This window comes from Sporomusa sp. KB1, assembly GCF_007830295.1.
Lineage (GTDB): Bacteria > Bacillota > Negativicutes > Sporomusales > Sporomusaceae > Sporomusa.
Genome location: NZ_VLKC01000002.1, coordinates 3653955 through 3674123 on the forward strand (window position 1 = coordinate 3653955; position 20169 = coordinate 3674123).

At 44.2% G+C, this 20169-nt stretch carries 16 protein-coding genes; all 16 read left to right on the forward strand.

Annotation, left to right across the window (positions count from 1 at the left end; genetic code table 11):
- The first annotated feature begins 67 nt into the window (after window positions 1–67).
- The 16 genes from SALPA_RS20620 (at window position 68) to SALPA_RS20695 (ending at window position 20168) form a co-directional block, all read left to right on the forward strand.
- Complete coding sequence (locus SALPA_RS20620) at window positions 68–2038, forward strand: ASKHA domain-containing protein (RefSeq protein WP_145098319.1); 1971 nt, start codon at window positions 68–70, stop codon at window positions 2036–2038.
- A 46-nt stretch (window positions 2039–2084) separates the two neighbouring features.
- Window positions 2085–2840 (forward strand): AAA family ATPase, encoded by a 756-nt coding sequence (locus SALPA_RS20625; protein WP_145098322.1) that lies wholly within the window; start codon window positions 2085–2087, stop codon window positions 2838–2840.
- A gap of 21 nt (window positions 2841–2861) precedes the next feature.
- Window positions 2862–3830 (forward strand): acetyl-CoA decarbonylase/synthase complex subunit delta, encoded by a 969-nt coding sequence (locus SALPA_RS20630; protein WP_145098324.1) that lies wholly within the window; start codon window positions 2862–2864, stop codon window positions 3828–3830.
- 86 nt (window positions 3831–3916) lie between these two features.
- Entirely contained in the window at window positions 3917–4708 is a 792-nt protein-coding gene (locus SALPA_RS20635) for a methyltetrahydrofolate cobalamin methyltransferase (RefSeq protein WP_145098327.1), read from the forward strand.
- A gap of 32 nt (window positions 4709–4740) precedes the next feature.
- Window positions 4741–5334 carry a 4Fe-4S dicluster domain-containing protein gene (locus SALPA_RS20640; protein WP_094604811.1) on the forward strand — a complete coding sequence of 198 codons (594 nt, stop codon included), beginning with the start codon at window positions 4741–4743 and terminating at the stop codon, window positions 5332–5334.
- The gene (locus SALPA_RS20645) at window positions 5331–6194 is read left to right on the forward strand and encodes a CoB--CoM heterodisulfide reductase iron-sulfur subunit B family protein (protein WP_145098330.1); all 864 of its coding nucleotides are present in this window, start codon (window positions 5331–5333) and stop codon (window positions 6192–6194) included. The genes SALPA_RS20640 and SALPA_RS20645 overlap by 4 nt, the downstream gene beginning before the upstream one ends.
- A gap of 119 nt (window positions 6195–6313) precedes the next feature.
- A complete protein-coding gene (locus tag SALPA_RS20650; protein ID WP_145098333.1) occupies window positions 6314–9142 on the forward strand; it encodes an FAD-dependent oxidoreductase in 2829 nt (942 codons plus the stop codon).
- A gap of 2 nt (window positions 9143–9144) precedes the next feature.
- Window positions 9145–9552 (forward strand): hydrogenase iron-sulfur subunit, encoded by a 408-nt coding sequence (locus SALPA_RS20655; protein ID WP_145098336.1) that lies wholly within the window; start codon window positions 9145–9147, stop codon window positions 9550–9552.
- 21 nt (window positions 9553–9573) lie between these two features.
- Window positions 9574–10242 (forward strand): methylenetetrahydrofolate reductase C-terminal domain-containing protein, encoded by a 669-nt coding sequence (locus SALPA_RS20660; protein WP_145098339.1) that lies wholly within the window; start codon window positions 9574–9576, stop codon window positions 10240–10242.
- Window positions 10239–11195 (forward strand): methylenetetrahydrofolate reductase, encoded by a 957-nt coding sequence (locus tag SALPA_RS20665; protein WP_145098342.1) that lies wholly within the window; start codon window positions 10239–10241, stop codon window positions 11193–11195. Before SALPA_RS20660 ends, SALPA_RS20665 begins: the two co-directional genes overlap by 4 nt.
- A 169-nt stretch (window positions 11196–11364) precedes the next feature.
- The gene (gene nuoE, locus SALPA_RS20670) at window positions 11365–11901 is read left to right on the forward strand and encodes an NADH-quinone oxidoreductase subunit NuoE (protein ID WP_145098344.1); all 537 of its coding nucleotides are present in this window, start codon (window positions 11365–11367) and stop codon (window positions 11899–11901) included.
- Between the two features lie 46 nt (window positions 11902–11947).
- Window positions 11948–13645 carry an NADH-ubiquinone oxidoreductase-F iron-sulfur binding region domain-containing protein gene (locus SALPA_RS20675; RefSeq protein ID WP_222428195.1) on the forward strand — a complete coding sequence of 566 codons (1698 nt, stop codon included), beginning with the start codon at window positions 11948–11950 and terminating at the stop codon, window positions 13643–13645.
- A 16-nt stretch (window positions 13646–13661) separates the two neighbouring features.
- Window positions 13662–17180, forward strand: a complete 3519-nt coding sequence (locus tag SALPA_RS20680) for an FAD-dependent oxidoreductase (RefSeq protein ID WP_145098350.1) — start codon at window positions 13662–13664, stop codon at window positions 17178–17180.
- A 110-nt stretch (window positions 17181–17290) separates the two neighbouring features.
- Window positions 17291–17896: an aminodeoxychorismate/anthranilate synthase component II gene (locus tag SALPA_RS20685; protein WP_145098353.1), complete on the forward strand. Its 606-nt coding sequence runs from the start codon at window positions 17291–17293 to the stop codon at window positions 17894–17896.
- Window positions 17893–19299, forward strand: a complete 1407-nt coding sequence (gene pabB, locus SALPA_RS20690; protein ID WP_145098356.1) for an aminodeoxychorismate synthase component I — start codon at window positions 17893–17895, stop codon at window positions 19297–19299. Before SALPA_RS20685 ends, pabB begins: the two co-directional genes overlap by 4 nt.
- A 20-nt stretch (window positions 19300–19319) precedes the next feature.
- A complete protein-coding gene (locus SALPA_RS20695; RefSeq protein WP_145098358.1) occupies window positions 19320–20168 on the forward strand; it encodes an aminotransferase class IV in 849 nt (282 codons plus the stop codon).
- Window position 20169 lies beyond the last annotated feature (1 nt).

Here is a 20169-nt window from a genome sequence, read left to right on the forward strand (position 1 = left end):
ATTTACAACCTTGCTGTCTGAAATGAGAAAACAGTCTTGAGCAACTAGTCAGGAGGGTAATTTACGGATGAATAACCGGTTGGTAACATTTCTTCCCGCAGGAGTAAAAGTAGAAGTAGAGCCAGGTACGGATATCCTTACTGCCGCAGGTAAGGCTAATATCGAGATAAAAGCTCCTTGTGGTGGTGACGGTACATGTGGCAAGTGTGCGGTTCGAATTAAGAGTGGTAATGTTAAAGCCAGAAGAGATAGCTATTTAGCAACAAGAATTGCTGAGAAGGGATTAAATCTAGCGTGCCAGACTTTAGTGCAAGATGAGGATCTAGTGGTAGAAATACCCAATACCTCGTCTATGAGCAAGCATCAGGTGCTAGGTGAAAATACTTCAGTAGGCGCTGGTGTTTCAGATGCCTTAAGTAATTATTTGTTACATGTATGGCAGCTTAAAGAATTAATTCTGGAAAACCAAGAAAGCCCGCTTAATGGTTATCCGCTTAATCCGCTTTGTCGACGTGTTCGGCTAACTCTGCCTGTAGCTAACCTGCAGGATAACCGTGATGACCTTAACCGCCTGACAATGGCTCTTAAGAAAGAAATTAACTGTACGGACATTCGTGTTCCACTTTCGATTATTCAGAAGTTGGGAGAAATCCTCAGGGTTGATCAGTTTAAAGTGACTGTACTGCTATCTGAGGTCGGTGGTAAGGTGGAAATAATTGCTGTTGAGCCAGGCCATGGTCATCAGCAATTATATGGTATCGCTGTTGATATTGGCACTACTACTGTAGTAGCCTACCTCCTGGACCTCGAAAAAGGTAGAGTTATTGATACGGCAGGAACTCATAACCGCCAAGCACGCTTTGGCGATGATGTCATTAGCCGCATTGTATATGCTGTCGAGGAACCTGATGGACTTAATACAGTTCATCAAAGTATCATTGGCACCATAAACACACTCATTATGGACTTGTTAGTGAAACAAAGACATATCAAAGAAACTGATATTCGCGTTATGATGACAGCTGGCAACACAACTATGGCGCACTTGTTCTTGGGGATTAATCCCAAGTTCATCCGCCTGGAACCATATATTCCGACAGCCAACTTCTATCCGGTTGTAAAGGCTCAGGAATTAGGGCTTAAAGTTAATCCTGACGCTTTAGTATTTAGCTATGCGTCAGTAGCCAGTTATGTCGGCGGTGATATCGTTTCCGGTACGTTGTTTACAGCCATGGGCAATGAGGATGCACCAATATCACTCCTGATTGATATTGGTACAAATGGTGAAATGGTATTAGGAGCCGGTGATTGGTTGGTAACTTGTTCCTGTTCGGCTGGCCCGGCATTTGAAGGGTCAGGGATATTGTTTGGTATGAGGGCTATGCATGGCGCTATTGAACGGATGCAAATAGATCCTCAAACCTATGAAGTAGCTTATACCACAATTAACAATGGTAAGGCAATTGGCATCTGCGGTTCAGGTCTTATCGACTGCTTGGCAAAGCTGAAAAGTACGGGTGTCATTGACCGTGCAGGCAAGTTCCAAACCAGCCTGCCGACGGAACGGATGCGTATTGGAGAGACAGGACCTGAGTTTGTGCTTGTGTGGCGCGAAGATACTGATATTAACCGTGATATCGTCATCTGTGAAGCCGATGTCAAGAATCTGCTTAGAGCTAAAGGTGCGGTATTTGCCGGAATTCGTACACTCTTAAATGTGGTCGGTTTTGAGCTTGAAAGTATTGAAAACATTTATGTAGCTGGCGGATTTGGCAACTATCTCAACATTCCTGATGCTATCGCTATTGGACTATTGCCTGATATACCTGTTGAAAAATATAAATATGTCGGCAATACCTCGGCTAAAGGCGCCTGTATGGCGCTCTTATCCCAAGAGGCGTGGCAGGAAGCCAATAATCTGGCAGGTAAAATGACGTACATTGAATTGTCGGTTGGAAATCTGTTTATGGACGAATTTGTCTCATCCTTGTTTATCCCTCATACTGATTTAACTTTATTCCCTAATGTCAGTATTTAATTGCATTAAAACTGAAGTTCGGGTGTATCGAAAGGAGTTTTAAGACATGGCAAAACAAATTGCAGTGGCAGGCAAAGGCGGCACTGGTAAAACTACGTTTACTGCATTACTTATCCGATATCTGGTTAAAAACAATAAAGGCTCCATTTTGGCGGTTGATGCTGATGCGAATGCCAATCTGAATGAAGCACTAGGTATGGAAGTAGAGCAGACAATATCTGAGTTGATAACCAGTACCAAAGATCCTAAGAATATTCCTGCTGGCATGACACAGGAAACATATATTGAATATAAACTCCAAACCTCATTAGTTGAATCAGATTATGTTGATATGCTGGTGATGGGCGGACCAGAGGGTCCTGGGTGCTACTGCTTTCCTAATAACCTTCTTAAGGGGTATATGGATAAGCTTAGCAAAAACTATGGCTATGTACTCATGGATAATGAGGCCGGCATGGAGCACATTAGCCGCCGGGTAACTCAGGATATTGATTATATGTTTGTAGTCAGTGATGCTTCGGCCCGGAGTATTCGGTCTGCAGGTCGGGTGCGTCATCTTGTGGATACACTCAAATCAGATGTAAAAAACATTTATTTGATTGTCACTAAGACGCAAAATGACGAGGATCTTGCTACTTTGCAAGGAGAGATTGATAAAACCGGTCTTAAACTAATCGGGGTAATTCCTTATGATCCTCAAGTAGCTAAATTCGATTTATTGAGTCAGCCACTGTTTGATTTACCAGATAATTCGGTGGCTGTACAGGCGGTCAACGCCATTTGTACAGAAGCAAAAATCTAAATGTTTGGAAGGAGCGTAACTATGGCAACTAATATGTTGAAAGAAAGATATTCCGGTAAAATTAATACCGTTACCATTGGTGCAACCAAAGAACAGGGTGGCACTCGTACTAGCACTGTAACCGTTGGTGGCGATTCCACTATGCCATTCCTCCAATTTGAAGGTGAAATGCCTTTGAAGCCAGTTGTGGCAATGGAGATTCAGGATATTAATCCTGATTGGCATCCTGTATTAAATGAAGTGTATGCCGATGTTATTAATGATCCGGTTGCGTGGGCAAAAAAATGCGTGGAATTTGGCGCTGATTTGATTTATATTAAACTTGCTGGTGCTCATCCTGACAGTGGCAATAAAAGCCCTGAAGAATGCGCTAAAGTAGTTAAAGATGTACTGGCAGCTGTAGGCGTACCTGTTATTGTTGTTGGTTGCGGCGAGGAAGAAAAAGACAACGCAATTCTGCCAGTTGTCGCAGAAGCTGCTGCAGGTGAAAATCTGTTAATTGGCTTGGCTAAACAAGACAACTACAAGTCTGTTACTGCTGCTGCTATGGTTCACAAGCACAAAGTACTGGCTCAAAGCCCACTTGATATCAACATTTGTAAACAGCTCAACATTCTTATTTCAGAGCTGGGTTTCTCCCCGGAAAATGTAATTATTGACCCTTCAACAGCAGCTCTTGGTTATGGTATTGAATATACTTACTCCATCCTTGAACGCGGCCGTCTGGGCGCACTTCAAGGCGACAAAATGCTGTCTCAGCCTGTAATTTGCCAAGTTGGCTATGAAGCATGGCGTGCTAAAGAAGCTAATGCTTCTGAAGAAGATTTCCCTAACTGGGGTAACCAAGCCGACCGCGCTATTCTGTGGGAAGCTATGACTGCAGCTGGTCTTTTACAAGGCGGCGCACATATAATGGTACTGCGCCACCCAGAAGCTGTACGTCTCTTCAAAGTAAATGCTGATGCATTAATGGTAAAACCTGAAATTTAAGCATCTATCTTTTTAGGATTCCAGTAAAGTATCTTAATTAAAAATGAAGGTTCCCAAAAAAAATAATATTATCGAGGAGGATTACAATGATTATCATTGGCGAAAGAATTAATGGTATGTTCAAAGATATCGGTTTGGCTATCCGGGAGCATGACCCGAAACCTCTACAAGAATGGGCTGTTAAACAAAAAGAAGGCGGCGCTAGTTATCTTGACGTTAACACTGGACCTAACTCCGAAGATCAAACGATCGATCTTCCCTGGATGATTAATGTTGTAAAAGAAGTTAGTGATCTGCCGTTGGCTATTGATACTACCAATTATGACGCTATGGAAGCTGCACTTATAGCTTATGGTAAACCAGGTGCATTAATTAACTCCATTGGCTGCGAGCAAGAAAAAATTGATCGCGTTTTCCCAATGGCTGCAAAATATCAAGCCGATGTTGTATGCCTGTGCATTAATAAAGTTGGTATTCCTAAGAGTGCTGAAGACCGTGTTGCTATGGCTATGGAGTTTGTTGCCAATGCTGAAGCATATGGTCTGCAACCGGATAATCTGTTTATTGACCCGATTATTTTGCCAGTTAACGTGGCTCAGGAACATGGCGTTGAAGCTTTAGAAACTATTCGCCAAATTAAAATGATTTCCAATCCTCCTCCCAAAACCACTGTTGGTCTTTCCAACATTTCACAAAAAAGCCCGTTTCGTCCGCTTATTAACCGCACCTTTGCTGTAATGGCTATGACTGCCGGTTTAGATTCAGCTATTTGCGATGCTAATGACGAAGCTTTAGTTGATGCTATTGCTACCGCACGTTTAATCCTTAATCAAGATATTTACTGCGACTCCTACGCTAAGGTGTTCAGACAGCGGTAATATCGCTGGGTTTACGCCAGGAAAGGAGGTCAATGATGTCAACAGTGAACCAACCTACTAAAGGGAAAGCTTCTTTCTGTCAAGAAATTGAGGAAAAATCGCATCAACCGATCAGTTCATGCTATCACTGCATGAAATGTGCTGGTGGCTGCCCAATAAATTTTGTCATGGAACATAACAATTATGAGATATTACGTATGATCCAATTGGGAGAAAAGGATAAAGTCTATAAATCCAATACTCCTTGGCTATGCGTTGGTTGTAAAACTTGCGCCGTAAGGTGTCCGAACGGCATTGACACATCTAAGGTTATGGATACCATTAAAATGGAAACCATTGCTGAAGATAAAATTCCGGCCAGTCATTACAACATCAAATTATTTTACGAATTGTTTCTTGATTCCATGAAAGGGTTCCCGATAATCGGTGGTGAAGGCCGGGGTTATGAAGTTGGACTTATGGGACTTTACAAATTCTGTACTGGAGACTTTTTTGCGGACATGGATCTTGGCAAGGAAATGACAAAACGTGGCAAGATGCCATTTTTGCCTCATAATGCCCTTAAGCGGCGGAAGGGTGAAATCAAGAAAATATTCCAGAGAGCAAAGGAGAAAAAGGCGCCATGAAACTAGGCTATTATCCGGGATGTTCACTTCATTCTACTGCGGCAGAATATAATATGGCCACTGAGGCCGTATTTGATGCCTTGGATCTTGAATTGGCTGAACTTCCAGAATGGAATTGTTGTGGAGCTACCGCAGGTCACTCCACAGATCGTTTTCTCGCGCTTGCTTTGCCGCTCAGAAACCTTGTCATTGCTGAAGCCGAACAGCAAAAAGAACTTATTTTGCCATGTGCTGCTTGCTATAACCTTGTAAAGGCTGCTGATCATTATGTGCGTGAAGGTACTCCGGAAGCTAAAGATGCTAACGAAGAACTGCAAAACATAATGGGATCCTCCTACAAGGGGACAGTCCATGTTACACATCCGCTGGAAGTTATCATGAGGAAAGAGTTTATTGGTAAAGTTAAGCCTCAGGTTAAGAATCCACTCAAGGGCCTCAAAGTTGTTCCTTATTATGGTTGTCTGCTTACAAGGCCTACTTATGTAGCCTTTGACGATGTTGAGCAACCGCAAGCTATGGATCAACTAATGAATTTAGTTGGAGCCGACGTGAAGCGGTGGTCATACAAAACGGACTGCTGCGGTGGTAGTTTGACGGTGCCACGTACAGATGTCGTTTATGAGATAACTAAAAATTTGGTAACAGAGGCGCAACGAGCAGGAGCTGACGCAATTGTAACTGCGTGCCCTTTATGCCAGATGACTTTGGAAACCCGGCAGAAAGAAATTAAAAATCCAATACCAATATTTTTCTTCACCGAATTGCTAGGGATAAGTTTTGGACATCCTCAAGCTAAAAAATGGATGAAGAAACATATTATTGATCCCATACCGCTCTTGACATCATTGCACCTGTTGTAATCGCTTTAGAGAAACCGGCAGAACTATTTATATAGATAGCTATGTCCGGTTTCTCTGCGGTTATATCAGTTAGGTAATGATGGCAAAATAGGATATTTTAGCGAAAGGCAGTGAGAGCCATGCAAAAGGATGTGCTCGTTATTGGCGGTGGCATTGCCGGTCTGCAGGCGGCTCTGGAATTAGCTGGGGCAGGATACCCTGTTCATTTGGTGACAGATGAAGCAAATCTTGGCGGGAAATTAGTTGATTCTTCAGAAAGCAAGCAGTCTGCTTGTGTATGGGGCGATCAGGTAAATATTTCTGCTTTGTATTTAGGTGGTAATCTTCATGCATCCAGTACGGTGCTGGGTTCACTTATTACCCGCGCCGCTAATAATCCACTTGTGCATATCTATACCAGTGCTAAGCTGGTTGAATTACAAGGGGATGTAGGTCACTTCCAGGCTACCATCAGCGATACCAAAGCCGGCAAGCTCACCCAAAAACTTGTCGTCGGAGCGGTTATTCTGGCAGCCGGTTTCAGCATGTATGACGTTTCCCAAAAAGGCGAATTAGGATACGGGTACTATAAAAATGTTGTTACCAGCCTAGAGTTTGAACATCTCTTATCCGAAAGCCGTTATCGCTCAGATTGTATCAGACGCCCGTCGGACGGAAAATGTGCGGAAAAAATTGCTTTTATACAGTGTGTAGGTTCCAGGGATGTAGTATCCAAAGGTGAATACTGTTCAGCTATTTGCTGTATGTTTACTGCTAAAGAAGCCATATTGGCCAAAGAATTTGCTCCCAAAACTGACGTTACCGTCTACTATCTTGATTTAAGAGCATGCGGCAAAAACTTTGATACCTTTTTATCGCGTGCGCAAGAGTTAGGTACTAAATATGTACGTACTATGATTTCTGAAGTAAAAGAAGACCCGGTAACTGAAAGATTATCAATTAACTATGCTGCGGCTAGTAAACCGGTTAAGGAAGAATTTGATCTGGTTGTGTTGGCTGCAGGTATTCGTCCATCTACCCGTTTAAAAGAAACTGCTGGAATATTGCAAATACCATTGAATGAGTTCGGTTTTGTTCAGGCAGATCCGCTTGATCCAGTGATAACTAAGAAACCAGGTATTTTTTCGGTTGGTGGCAGCCAAGGGCCGCTTGATGTTCCTGAAACCATGGCATTGGCAAGTGCAGCAGCTGCGGCTACAACCAAAGCTCTTGGAAAAGGGGAAGCGCGACCAGCTCGCAAACCAGTACCGGAGCGTGATATCAGCAAGGAACCTGTACGGGTTGGCGTATTCCTCTGTAAAGGCGGTTTAGCTGCCATGGGTGCTGATGTCAATGCGGTGATTGATGCTGCTAAAAAACAGGCAGATGTAACTGTGGTGGAATGTGAGCAGGCAGTATGTCAGCCTGAGGCGATAGCCAAAATGCAAAAACTGATTGCTACACAAGGACTGAATCGTATTGTTGTTGCACCTTGTGTATTAAAGCATAACTTAAACCTGTTCCAAGAAACTGTCCAAGCTGCTGGTTTAAACCGAATGCTTGTAGAAATGGCGGCTGTGCCCGTAAAAGCTTGGGAAGGAAAAACAGATAAGGCTACCAGTGCTGCTATGCAAGTCACTACCCGTGCAGTGAGTGATGTCAAAACCTATAAGCCACTTAAATGGCATGCCGAGCCTGTAGTATCCCGTGCACTTGTCCTTGGTGGCGGTGTTTCCGGCATGGCTGCTGCGCTGGCATTAGCTGACCGCGGATTTGGTTGTACCATTGTTGAAAAATCATCTGAACTTGGTGGATATGTTCGTGATCTTACTGGTTGTTTAGAGACCGAAGAGCTCAAGCAAACTATTGATAAAATGGAAAATCAAGTGCGGAAAAATAACAAGATTGAGGTTCTAACCAATTCAGAGGTTGTTGAGTTTAGTGGTCGCCAAGGTCACTTCATTACAACGGTTGCGACTGGACAAACAACCCAAAAAGTTGAGCATGGAATAGTTATTCTGGCTACTGGTACTACCACCTATGTTCCTTCTGAATATTTATATGGTCAGGATCAGCGCGTGATTACCGGTGTTGAGGCTATGCATCGTTTGGCAGACGGGCGTATACCGGCTAAAGGGGAAGCTACTTACGTCTTTGTACAATGTGTTGGCTCCCGTAATGAGGAGCATAAATACTGTAGCCGTACTTGTTGCGGGGAAACGGTATTTGCGGCGACTAAGATTAAAGAGCAAAATCCTGAAGCTAAAGTGTATGTTTTGTCACGCGATATCCGCACACCAGGCTACCTTGAACTGAAATACCGCGAAGCACGTAAAGCGGGTGTAGTGTTTATTCACTATGAAGAAACTAATAAACCGGTATTAGTAAAAGATAGTGCTGGTAATCTCGCGATGAAAATAAATGATCCGCAGTCTGGTCTGGAGCTAAACCTAAAGCCTGACCAAGTGATTTTGGCTGTTGCTCAAACGTCAACTCCGGAAGCAGCTCAGATTGCCGACCTCTTTAAGATCCAGGTAAATGATGATGGTTTTCTTTCAGAAACTCACTCTAGCTTTGGCACAATTGCTTTCCCCGGTGGCGGCATCTTTATTACAGGTGCAGCTCATGGTCCAAAATCAGTTGTCGAATGTCTGACTCAGGCCAAAGGGGTAGCCGGACGTGCTGCTCGTATCTTAGCTCAGCCTGCGTTAATGATGGGCGGTACGGTAGCTGAAGTAGATTGGGAAAAATGTGCAGCTTGCTTAACCTGTGTACGGACATGTCCTTACACAATTCCGCAAATTACTCGTGAGAAAAAGGAAATGGGCGCTGCCTACATTTCTCCTGCGGATTGCCGCGGCTGTGGCATGTGTGCATCAGAATGCCCGAATAAGGCTATTTTCGTACATCATTACCAAGATGATGAGGTACTGGCCCGGGTTAAGACCGCGTTGACGGAGGTGGGTTAACTATGAGTGATGTTAAAGTAGTAGGATTTGTTTGTCGTATGTGCGCACTAATTAGCTCTGACCTTGGCCCACCAGCTGATGTTAGCATTACCATTGAGACCGTCGAGTTACCCTGTGCTGGTAAAGTTGACGGCAGACTGCTGTTAGAGGCGTTTGAAAAAGGCGCTGACGCTGTATTTGTCGCTGGCTGTCCTGAGCATGAGTGCATGAACGTGAAAGGCAGTTCACGTGCCCGGAAACGTTTGGAGCATATCAAAGAAATTTTGGATCAAGTGGGGGTTGGCGGAGAACGTCTGGTTATGTATAATGTATCCGGAACCCATGGTCCGCGTTTCGCCCAGATCGCCCGGGATATGGCCGGACTGCTTGAAAAGTTAGGTCCGAGTCCGCTTAAGGCCCGGAAGGCCTAGAAAGGAGACGAGTCAAGCGATATGATAGTTGCAGAAATCAAGCCGATTGAAGAAATTGCCGAGTCCATAAAAAACGCGAAAAAAGTGCTGGTTGCCGGTTGCGGCGGCTGTGTTACTGTATGTCTGTCCGGCGGACAGAAAGAAACTGATATTATGGCTAGTGCTCTTCGAATGAAGATGGAAGTTGACGGACATCCTGTGAAAATTGAAACAGCTACCTATGAGCGTCAATGTGATCCTGAATATGCGGTAAGGTTTAAAGAGCATCTCAAGGACGTAGATGTTGTTGTGTCCATGGCTTGTGGCGTTGGCGTGCAATTTATGGCAGAAAATTATCCTGATATCATCTTTGTTCCTGGTCAAAACACTAAATTTGCTGGTGCTGCTGTTGAACACGGTATCTGGGAAGAACGCTGTATGCTGTGTGGCGAGTGTGTGCTGGCCAAGACTGGCGGCGTATGTCCTGTAATCCGTTGTTCCAAGAGTCTCTTGAACGGCCCTTGCGGCGGTTCCCAGAACGGGGTTTGCGAAATAAGCAAAGATACTCCTTGCGGATGGCAGCTTATCTATGACCGCCTAAAAGGCCAAGGACGTCTGGACATGATGACAGAAGTATTACCGGCTAAAGACTGGTCGAAAAACAGAGACGGCGGTCCTCGCAAAATTGTGAGGGAGGATGTGCGGTTATGAGCGAAGCAGTAGCTATTGATAAACAAGCTGTTTTGAAAACAGACAGCAAATTAGAAAAACTGTACTCTCTGGGTCATTTTGTGGTGACAGGTGAACTTGGGCCACCCCAACATTCGGAAGGTCATGAATTAGAGCATCATGCCACTGAGCTTAAAGACATTGTTGATGGTTTTAACCTCACAGACAACCAAACCGCTATTGTACGGTTGTCCAGTATTGCGGCAGGTGTTCATGTGTTGAAGGGCGGCGGAGTACCGATTATTCAGATGACTTGCCGGGATCGTAATCGCATTGCAATGCAAAGCGATTTACTTGGTGCCTATAGCTTAGGAATTCGCGATGTATTGTGCCTAAGCGGTGACCATCAATCGTTTGGTAACCACCCGACCTGTAAAAATGTATATGATGTTGACTCTGTGCAATTGATTGCCATGGTCAAGAAAATGCGTGACGAGAAAAAACTTCTGTCTGATGCTGCTATCAAGACCAATGAACCACGGTTTTTTATCGGTGCCGTAGAAAATCCATTTGGTGATCCGTTTGAATTCCGGGCTATTCGTCTTGAAAAGAAAGTAAACGCAGGTGCTGACTTCATTCAAACGCAGGCAATATTTGATATTGAAAAATTTGCCCGTTTCATGGAAATGGTAGTAGCCCGAGGTATTCATGAAAGAACAAAGATTACCGCAGGTATTCTCCCAGTGCGTTCGGTAAAAGCGCTGCAGTATATGAAGAAAGATGTTGCTGGGATGGAAATCCCCGACAGCTTGATTGAGCGCATGAAGAAAGCAGAGGACCCGAAAAAAGAGGGTATCCAAGTTTCGATTGAATTGTGTAACCAACTCAAGAAAATTCCAGGAGTAGCTGGTATTCATATTATGCCTGTTGGCTGGGAAGCAGCCTTGCCGGAAATTGTTAAAGGTGCTGGATTCTTACCAAGGCCAAAAGTATAAGGTTAGGGAAATGTTACTTTGTAGTTGAAAATATATACTTTAGGTTTTCAGACGAAGCCGTTTCCTATTAGTGGGGTCAGCTGAAACCAGCTGACCTCACCTCATATTATCTTGTATATACAACAAAATATGAGGTGTAAGATACTGGGAATTACGAGGAGGTAGAATTATGTGTAATTCGTGCGAAAAAGAGCTCGAAACAAAATTTCCCGCCGATAAAATAGATTTGACATTGCTCGAACCCGTATTCAAAGAATATGCGGGTAAAGCTGGCAGTATTATCGGGATACTGCAAAAAACTCAGGAAATTTACGGATATTTGCCATTAGCCGCATTGCAGGCTATAGCAGATAATACTGATAATAAACGGGCCAAGATTTATGGGATAGCGACCTTTTATTCGCAATTCAGGTTAAATCCTGTCGGCAAATATGTTATCCTGCAGTGTCAGGGTACAGCCTGCCATGTACTTGGTTCCAAGGCGATAGGCAGCGCCATTTGCGATGAACTGGGGATTACCCCCGGCCAAACAACTGCTGATGGACTGTTTACCCTGGAGGATGTTGCTTGCTTGGGGTGCTGCAGCTTGGCACCGGTAATTATGATCAATGGTGAAGCTTATGGCAAACTTACGCCAAACAGCGTAAGAAAAATTTTGCAGGATATAGCAGAAGCCGAGAAAGGCGGTGTTGTAAGTGAAGGTTAGAGTAGGTCTTGGCAGTTGCGGCATTGCTGCTGGTGGACGTAAAGTAATGGACAGACTGGCCCAAGAAATTAAAAATCATGGTAAAGAGATTGAATTGTTGCCAACAGGCTGTATTGGAATGTGCTTTTATGAGCCTATTGTCGATGTATTTGATGGTGACAAGGTATACAGTTATGCTAACGTAACTGCCGATATTGCTACAGAAATATTCAACAGTCATATCATCGGTGGACAACCTCTTACTCAATATATTGTATCCACAACAGAAAAACCGTATGCCATATTAGCCAAACAGGTACGGATTGCGCTAAGAAATTGTGGAGTAATTGATCCCGAAAATGTGGATGAATATAAGGCAAATGATGGCTACAAAGCTTTATCGAAAGCTCTTAAAGAGATGACTCCGGAAGAAGTTATTGAAGAAATCAAGGTAGCAGGTTTGCGTGGCCGAGGCGGCGCAGGTTTCCCGACCTGGTTCAAATGGAATGCAGCCAGACAATCAAAAGGAGAAATCAAATATGTAGTATGTAACGCTGACGAGGGCGATCCCGGAGCGTTCATGGATCGCAGCGTACTTGAAGGTGACCCGCATGCTCTTTTAGAAGGCATGGCTATTTGCGGTTATGCAATTGGTGCCAATGAAGGCCACATCTACTGCCGGGCCGAATATCCTTTGGCAATAAAAAGATTGGAAATTGCGATTGCTGATGCCAAACAGCGCAACTTGTTGGGTAAAAATATTATGGGGACCAACTTCTCCTTTGATATGAAAATTAAAAAAGGAGCCGGTGCTTTTGTCTGCGGCGAAGAAACAGCTTTGATTGCGTCGCTGGAAGGCGAGCGGGGTATGCCGCGCCTTAAACCGCCGTTCCCAGCCCAGTCTGGCTTCTGGGGAAAACCTACCAATATTAATAACGTTGAAACCTTTGCAAATGTTCCTTGGATCATGTATAATGGCGGCAGTGCTTATGCAGCCTATGGCACCGAGAAAAGCAAAGGTACTAAAGTATTTGCACTTGCCGGAAAAATCAAAAATGGCGGTTTGGTTGAAGTACCGATGGGGATGTCGCTGCGGGAAGTTATCTATGATATCGGTGGTGGTATTCTCAACGACAGAGAATTTAAAGCTGTACAGATGGGTGGACCATCCGGCGGTTGTATACCCAAACAATTACTGGATACTCCTGTTGATTACGATTCAATCAATAAAACCGGCGCTATCATGGGTTCTGGCGGCATGATTGTTATGGATGAAACTACATGTATGGTTGACATGGCAAGATTCTTCCTGGATTTTACAGTCAAAGAGTCTTGTGGTAAATGTATCTACTGCCGTATCGGCACTAAGCGGATGCTGGAAATTCTGGAAAGAATCACCGCAGGCGAAGGCCGTGAAGGTGATATTGAAGAATTAGAAGAACTGTCCATTAGCATTAAAGATGGGTCATTATGTGGTCTGGGTCAAACAGCGCCCAATCCAGTATTAACAACTATCCGTTATTTCCGGGATGAATATGAAGCCCATATCAGAGATAAAAAATGTCCGGCCAAGTCCTGCAAACCATTATTAACATATACTATTCATCAAGATAACTGTAAGGGTTGTACGTTATGTTCTCAAAAATGTCCTGTACAAGCTATTAGCGGCGAAAAGAAAGCCCCACATGCTATTGATCAGGCATTGTGCACCAAGTGTGGAAACTGTGCGAGCGTTTGCCGATTTGACGCAGTTTGTATTGAGTAGAAGGGAGTGGTGAATAATGAGCAAAATTAGTATAAATATAAATGGCCGTGAGATAGTTGTGCCGGCAGGACAAACGATTCTGCAGGCCGCTGCTGAACATGGAATAGAAATACCGCATTTATGTCATGATGAAAGAATCCAGCCATATGGCGCATGTGGACTTTGTGTGGTAGAAGTGGAAGGAAGCCCTAAACTCGTCCGCTCTTGTGCAACTTCTGTGCAAAACGGTCAGGTTATTAGAACAGATACCAGCAGAACAGTTGTAGCCCGGAAAACTGCATTGCAATTATTAGCCTCAGACCATCGGGGTGATTGCAGACCGCCTTGTATGCTGGCTTGTCCTGCGCAAACCGATTGCCAGGGTTATGTTGGTCTTATTGCTAATGGACAGTATGAAGAAGCATTAAAACTTATTAAAGATAAAATGCCGATTCCGGCCAGTATTGGAAAAATTTGTCCACATCCTTGTGAAACCGCTTGCCGGCGCGAATTGGTGGAAGAGCCAATTTCTATTGCTCAATTAAAGAGCTTTGTTGCGGAGGTTGACCTCAATGGAAACAAATATCAGCCGCCGATGAAGCCGGCGACTGGTAAAAAAGTCGCCGTTGTGGGTGCTGGTCCTGCTGGACTCACTGCTGCTTATTTTCTCGCGCGTGATGGACATAAGGTTGTAATTTATGAAGCTATGCCTCATCCTGGCGGTATGCTGCGTTATGGTATTCCGCAATATAGGTTAGACAAAGCTTTGCTTGATGCTGAAGTCGCGCTGATGACGAAAATGGGCATAGAGATTATCTATAATACCAAAATTGGCGATGATGTTAGCCTGGATTATCTGCATGACAACTATGATGCCGTATTCCTGGGAATTGGCTCCTGGCAGAGTCAGGGACTGCGTTGCAAAGGTGAAGACATGGAAGGCGTTCTTGGCGGCATAGATTTTCTGCGGGAAGTCACCATGAACAGCAATATTACCTTAGGCGGTAAAGTATTGGTAGTGGGCGGCGGTAACACCGCTATGGACGTGGCCCGTACTTCGAAGCGACTAGGTGCTGAAGAAGTAACCATTATCTACCGTAGAACTATTGATGAAATGCCGGCTGAAAAAATCGAAATTCATGAAGCCCAGGAAGAAGGCGTTAAATTCCAGTTGCTGGTGGCGCCAGTCGAAGTATTGGGTGAAAACGGTCAGGCCAAAGCCTTAAAATGTGAAATTATGCGGTTGGGTGAACCGGATGCTTCTGGCCGGAGAAAACCTGAGCCTACTGGTGAAACTGTCGTATATGAAGCCGATAGAATCATTGCTGCAATCGGTCAAAAGACAGTGATCGGCAATATAAAAGATATAGCTACTGATAAATCCGGCAATATTATTGTCAACGGCGGTGCATTTACTACTAACAGGGACAAAGTATTTGCTGGCGGCGACGCTGTCACCGGTCCGAAAATTGCTATTGATGCTATTGCCCAAGGTAGAAATGCTGCCCAAGTAATTGACAATTACCTTAACGGTTGCTTGGTGCCACATGCCGAGAGTCAATATTTCACTCAGAAGGACATAACTGCAGCTGATTTGGCCGACAGAGCCAAGGCACCTAGGGCTAATCTGACAGTGGAAGACGCCGACGTAAGAAATAAGAGCTTCATGCAAGTCGCAAAAACCTTTACGGAAGAGGAAGCCCTGCGCGAAAGCAAGCGTTGTTTGGAATGCGGTTGCCGGGACTACTTTGAATGTCAGCTTATTAAATATATTCAGGATTATGACGTTAGTACGGAAAAAGACAGTAAGGTTGAATGCCACAAAACAACTGAATTTGATAATCATCCGTTCATCGAACGTAATCCGGACAAATGTGTATTATGCGGTTTGTGTGTCCGTGTTTGTGAAGAGGTTGTTGGTGCAACTGCCATTGGCCTGGTAGGCCGCGGTTTTGATTCAGTTATTATGCCGGAATTTAAAATGCCGCTGAGTGAGACAGCTTGTATATCCTGTGGCCAGTGTGTGGATGTCTGTCCGACTGGTGCCTGCATGGAAAAACAAGTCAGCTATAAGCAAATACCGGCCAATATGGACAGCATGGCCTCGGTTTGCGGCTACTGCGGCGTAGGCTGCAACGTTAATGTAGAATATAAAGGTGACGTTGTATTCCGTGTTACTCCAGACAAGGTTAACGACGATGGCTGGTTGTGCCAGCGAGGTAAATTCGGTCTTGGCCATGTTAATGACAAAGCCCGGCTGACAGCACCGGTTATCAAACGCAACGGGCAGTTTGTCAAAGTAGACTGGAACGAAGCCAATTTGGAAGTGGTTAAACGTCTGCAGGCTGTTGTTGCTGCTTATGGTAAAGACAGTGTTGGCGTTGTCGTATCTCCCCGGCTAACCAATGAAGAGTTGTTTTTGGCTGGAAAGCTGGCTGATGCCGTGAAATCAACCATTAAGACTTCATACAGTGTCGATGGAGGCAGCGGTCTAGGTTCTGTATTGGGATATGATGCTTCCACAAATAGTTATGCTGAACTTGATAATAGCGACTTTGTGTTAACTTTAGGCAATGTTAAAGAAAACCATCCGGTACTGGATTTCAAAATCAGACTGTCTGGTGTTAATAGCATAGCTTGGCCTCAATCACTGGCAAATACTGCAGATATGAAGGTATTCCTTAAGGCGCTGCTGAACTTAGGTGTGGATGAGAACAAAGTAGCTGAAAAAACCGAAGGTTTCGCCGAACTCAAAGCATCATTGGCTGATGTTACGGTCAGTGAAGAGGTACAAGCTCTGGCCCAGAAATATGCGAAAGCAGCAAAACCACTCATTGTAATTGATGAGGACACTGTCAGTGCAGAAGCGGTAAAACTAATGGCTTATGCGGCAGTGTTAACTGGTAAAATTGGTGCTGCATATCGTGGAATTATACTTGTCAGAACCAAAAATAATACTCAGGGTGCAGTTGACATGGGCTTTGTGACGCCAGTCAGCGCTGTTGCTCAGGGTATTGAAAGCGGTAAAATTAAGGCGTTGGTGGTTATTGGCGAGGATCCGGCCGCTTATCCACAAGAATCTGCCTTATTGCAAAAACTTTCCTTCCTGGTTGTTTATGATATGTTCATGACCAAGACGGCAACTGCCGCTGATATGGTTGTCCCACTGGTAAGCAGTGCGGAAGTCAATGGCACCTACACCCGGAGCGACCGTCGAATCCAGGCAGTACGTGCGGCAATTCAACCTAAAACGGGTAAAGCAACACTGCAAATATTAATTGAAACTTTAAATAGCTTAGGAATTAAATATGAAAATATTGCTGATGTCAGAGCAGCAATTGCCAGTGAAGTTCCCAATTATGCCGGCATGGATGTTGCTGACTTTGGGAATATGGTTTACTGGCCGAACAATAAAAATGTTTTGTATACTGATGGTTTTGCAACTGAGGGGCAAAAGGCAATTTTTGCCGCAACTGGTGATGTTCCAGTATTCGTAGAAAAGAAAAAATATGATTCTGTGGAAATGTATTTTGCAAATGGTAAGCAGAGTTTGTAGTTCTGCTAATTCAAACAGAAATGGGTCAGGGTTCGCCCTGGCCCATTTCATTATGTAGATAGTAATATTAGTAGTAATTCTGGTATAATAATGCCGAGGAGGAATGAAAGATGATACTAATGATCGACAACTATGATTCTTTTGTCTACAACCTCGTTCAATACCTTGGCGAACTGGGAGAGGATGTTCGGGTTTTTCGTAATGACAAAGTGACTATTCCTCAGATCGAAGAGTTGTCGCCAGACCATATTATTATTTCACCTGGCCCTTGTACACCGAATGAGGCTGGAGTGAGTCTTGAACTTATTGATTATTTTAAGGGTAAAATTCCGATTCTTGGTGTATGTCTTGGTCATCAGGCTATTGGACAGGCGTTTGGTGGTGATGTAATTCGTGCGCCGCGATTGATGCACGGTAAAACCTCGCTTATCCATCATGATGGCAAAGGCGTTTTTAGCGGTTTAAAAAGTCCGCTGACAGCTACTCGTTATCATTCGCTAATTGTAAAAAGGGAGTCTCTGCCTAATTGCTTAGCTATTACTGCAGAGACCGAATTAGGCGAAATTATGGGTATTCGTCATATAAAGTATGCGGTTGAAGGCGTACAATTTCATCCGGAGTCTATTCTTACCGAAGATGGACATGCTATGTTAGTTAACTTCCTCGCTTCAAATCCAAACTGGACATGCAAGAGAAAGGGGCCAGCCGGTACATGAAACCGACACCGATTATTCGTGAGATAACGATTACCTTATCGCCTGCTGAGGTATTTGCGCTGTTTGCCCAGCAGCCCTATAGTGTATTTTTAGACAGCGGCAAGGACATTTATGGTATGGGGCGCTATTCCTTTATTGCCTATGACCCATTTCTTATATTCTCAAGTAAAGGACAGACAATACATATTGAGGAAAAGGATGGCCGCCGCACTTTTGAGGGTAATCCTTTTGCTGAGTTAAAGCGGCTGCTTGCAATATATAAAACCCAAAAAGTTTCCGGGTTACCACCTTTAACAGGTGGAATTATCGGCTATTTTGGCTACGATATGGGATATTTACTGGAAACTATTCCAGATTTTAGTATAGATGACTTAAATAATCCTGATTGTATGTTAGGCTTTTATGATACTGTTCTGATTTTTGACCACCATGCTAACAAGGCTTATGTTGCCGCCAATGGTTTGCCGGAACAGGATGAACTGCTCCGGCAGCAGCGGGCTGAGCGTCGTATTGAAGAGTTAACGGCGCTAGTTGCTCAGGCTAAACCTTTACCTGTGCCAGAGCCGCAAGTGCCTGAGGGTGATTATCAATCTAACTTTACCCGTGAGGGCCACTGTGCAATGGTACAAAAAGGCATCGACTATATTGCCGCTGGCGATATTTTTCAAGTTAACCTGACCCAGCGCTTCAAGGCCAAGGTAACGGTTCCGCCCTATGAGTTATACCGGTATTTGCGACATATTAACCCGGCACCCTTTGCTTCCTATTTGAATTTTGGCGAAGTAATTGTGGCCAGTTCTTCGCCGGAACGCTATTTGTTAGTTAATGGTAACAGGGTAGAGACCAGGCCAATAAAAGGTACAAGACCGCGCGGCAAAAATCCTGAGGCTGACCGTTTGTTACGCGAAGAACTGGCTGCCAGTGAGAAAGATCGGGCCGAGTTGGTTATGATTATCGACCTTGAGCGTAATGATTTGGGGAGAGTATGTGAATTTGGCAGTGTCCGTGTGCCTGATTTAATCAGGCTGGAAGAGTATGCGACAGTATTTCATTTGGTGTCAACAGTAGTCGGCAAACTATCTGAAGGCAAAGATATTATTGATTTACTTATGGCCTCTTTCCCCGGAGGTTCCATTACCGGCGCACCCAAAGTACGCGCTATGGAAATTATTGATGAGCTTGAGACAGTACGTCGCAGCATTTATACTGGTTCAATCGGTTATATTGATTTTAACGGCGATGCGGATTTAAATATTGTTATTCGGACTTTTGTTATTAAAGATGAGTATGCGTACTATCAGGTAGGTGGCGGCATAATAGCCGATTCTATACCAGAACTTGAGTATGAAGAAAGTTTGGATAAGGCACGGGCACTTATGCGGTCATTAGGTTATCAGGTCTAATAGGAAAGGCGGCTGATAGAATGATTATTTATTTTAATGGTCGGCTTATTTCAGCCGATGAATTTGTTGTTTCTCCCCTAGACCATGCGTTTCTTTATGGACATGGTTTATTTGAAACTATGCGCGTCTATAATGGCAGAGTGTTTAGATTAGATGAACATTTAGATCGCCTGAAAAATGCCGCAGATTACTTACGGTGGCCTACACTTCCTTCGCATGCTGAACTCAAGGCGGCTATTACGAGCGTGCTAAACGAAAATCAGCTAATAGATGCTTCAGTACGTCTGACTGTATCAAGAGGAAGCGGGAACCCGCGGCCTGACCCTGGTAGATGCGGTCAACCGGCAATAATTTTGTTTGCCTTGCCACTGCCGGCGCCGCTGCCGCCAGAGGGTTGGAGCATAGCTACGGCTACGCTACAGCGCAACTTATCTTCGCCACTAGTAGGGATAAAGTCAGCTAACTATCTTGACAATATTCTGGCTAAAAATGAGGCCAAAGCGCGGGGGGCTCAGGAAGCCCTTATGCTCAATACAGCCGGTTTCGTAGCCGAAGGTTCAATGAGTAATCTGTTTTTTGTTACAGCAGGCAGGTTGATTACACCAGATGAAAATAGTGGGATCTTACCTGGCATTACCCGGAATTGTATTATTGAATTGGCACAGGCTTCAGGAATGCCTGTAGAAGTAAGACCAGTTAAACCTGAAGAGCTAACTGAGGCTGATGAAATATTTTTAACAAGTTCTGTTATGGAAGTGATTCCGGTAAAAATGCTTGACGGCCGTCCAATTGGCAGACAGCAAATAGTGCCTGGCTGCTTTACGGCTAGGTTAAAAGAATTGTACCGGGAATGTACCCAAAAGGAGTGAG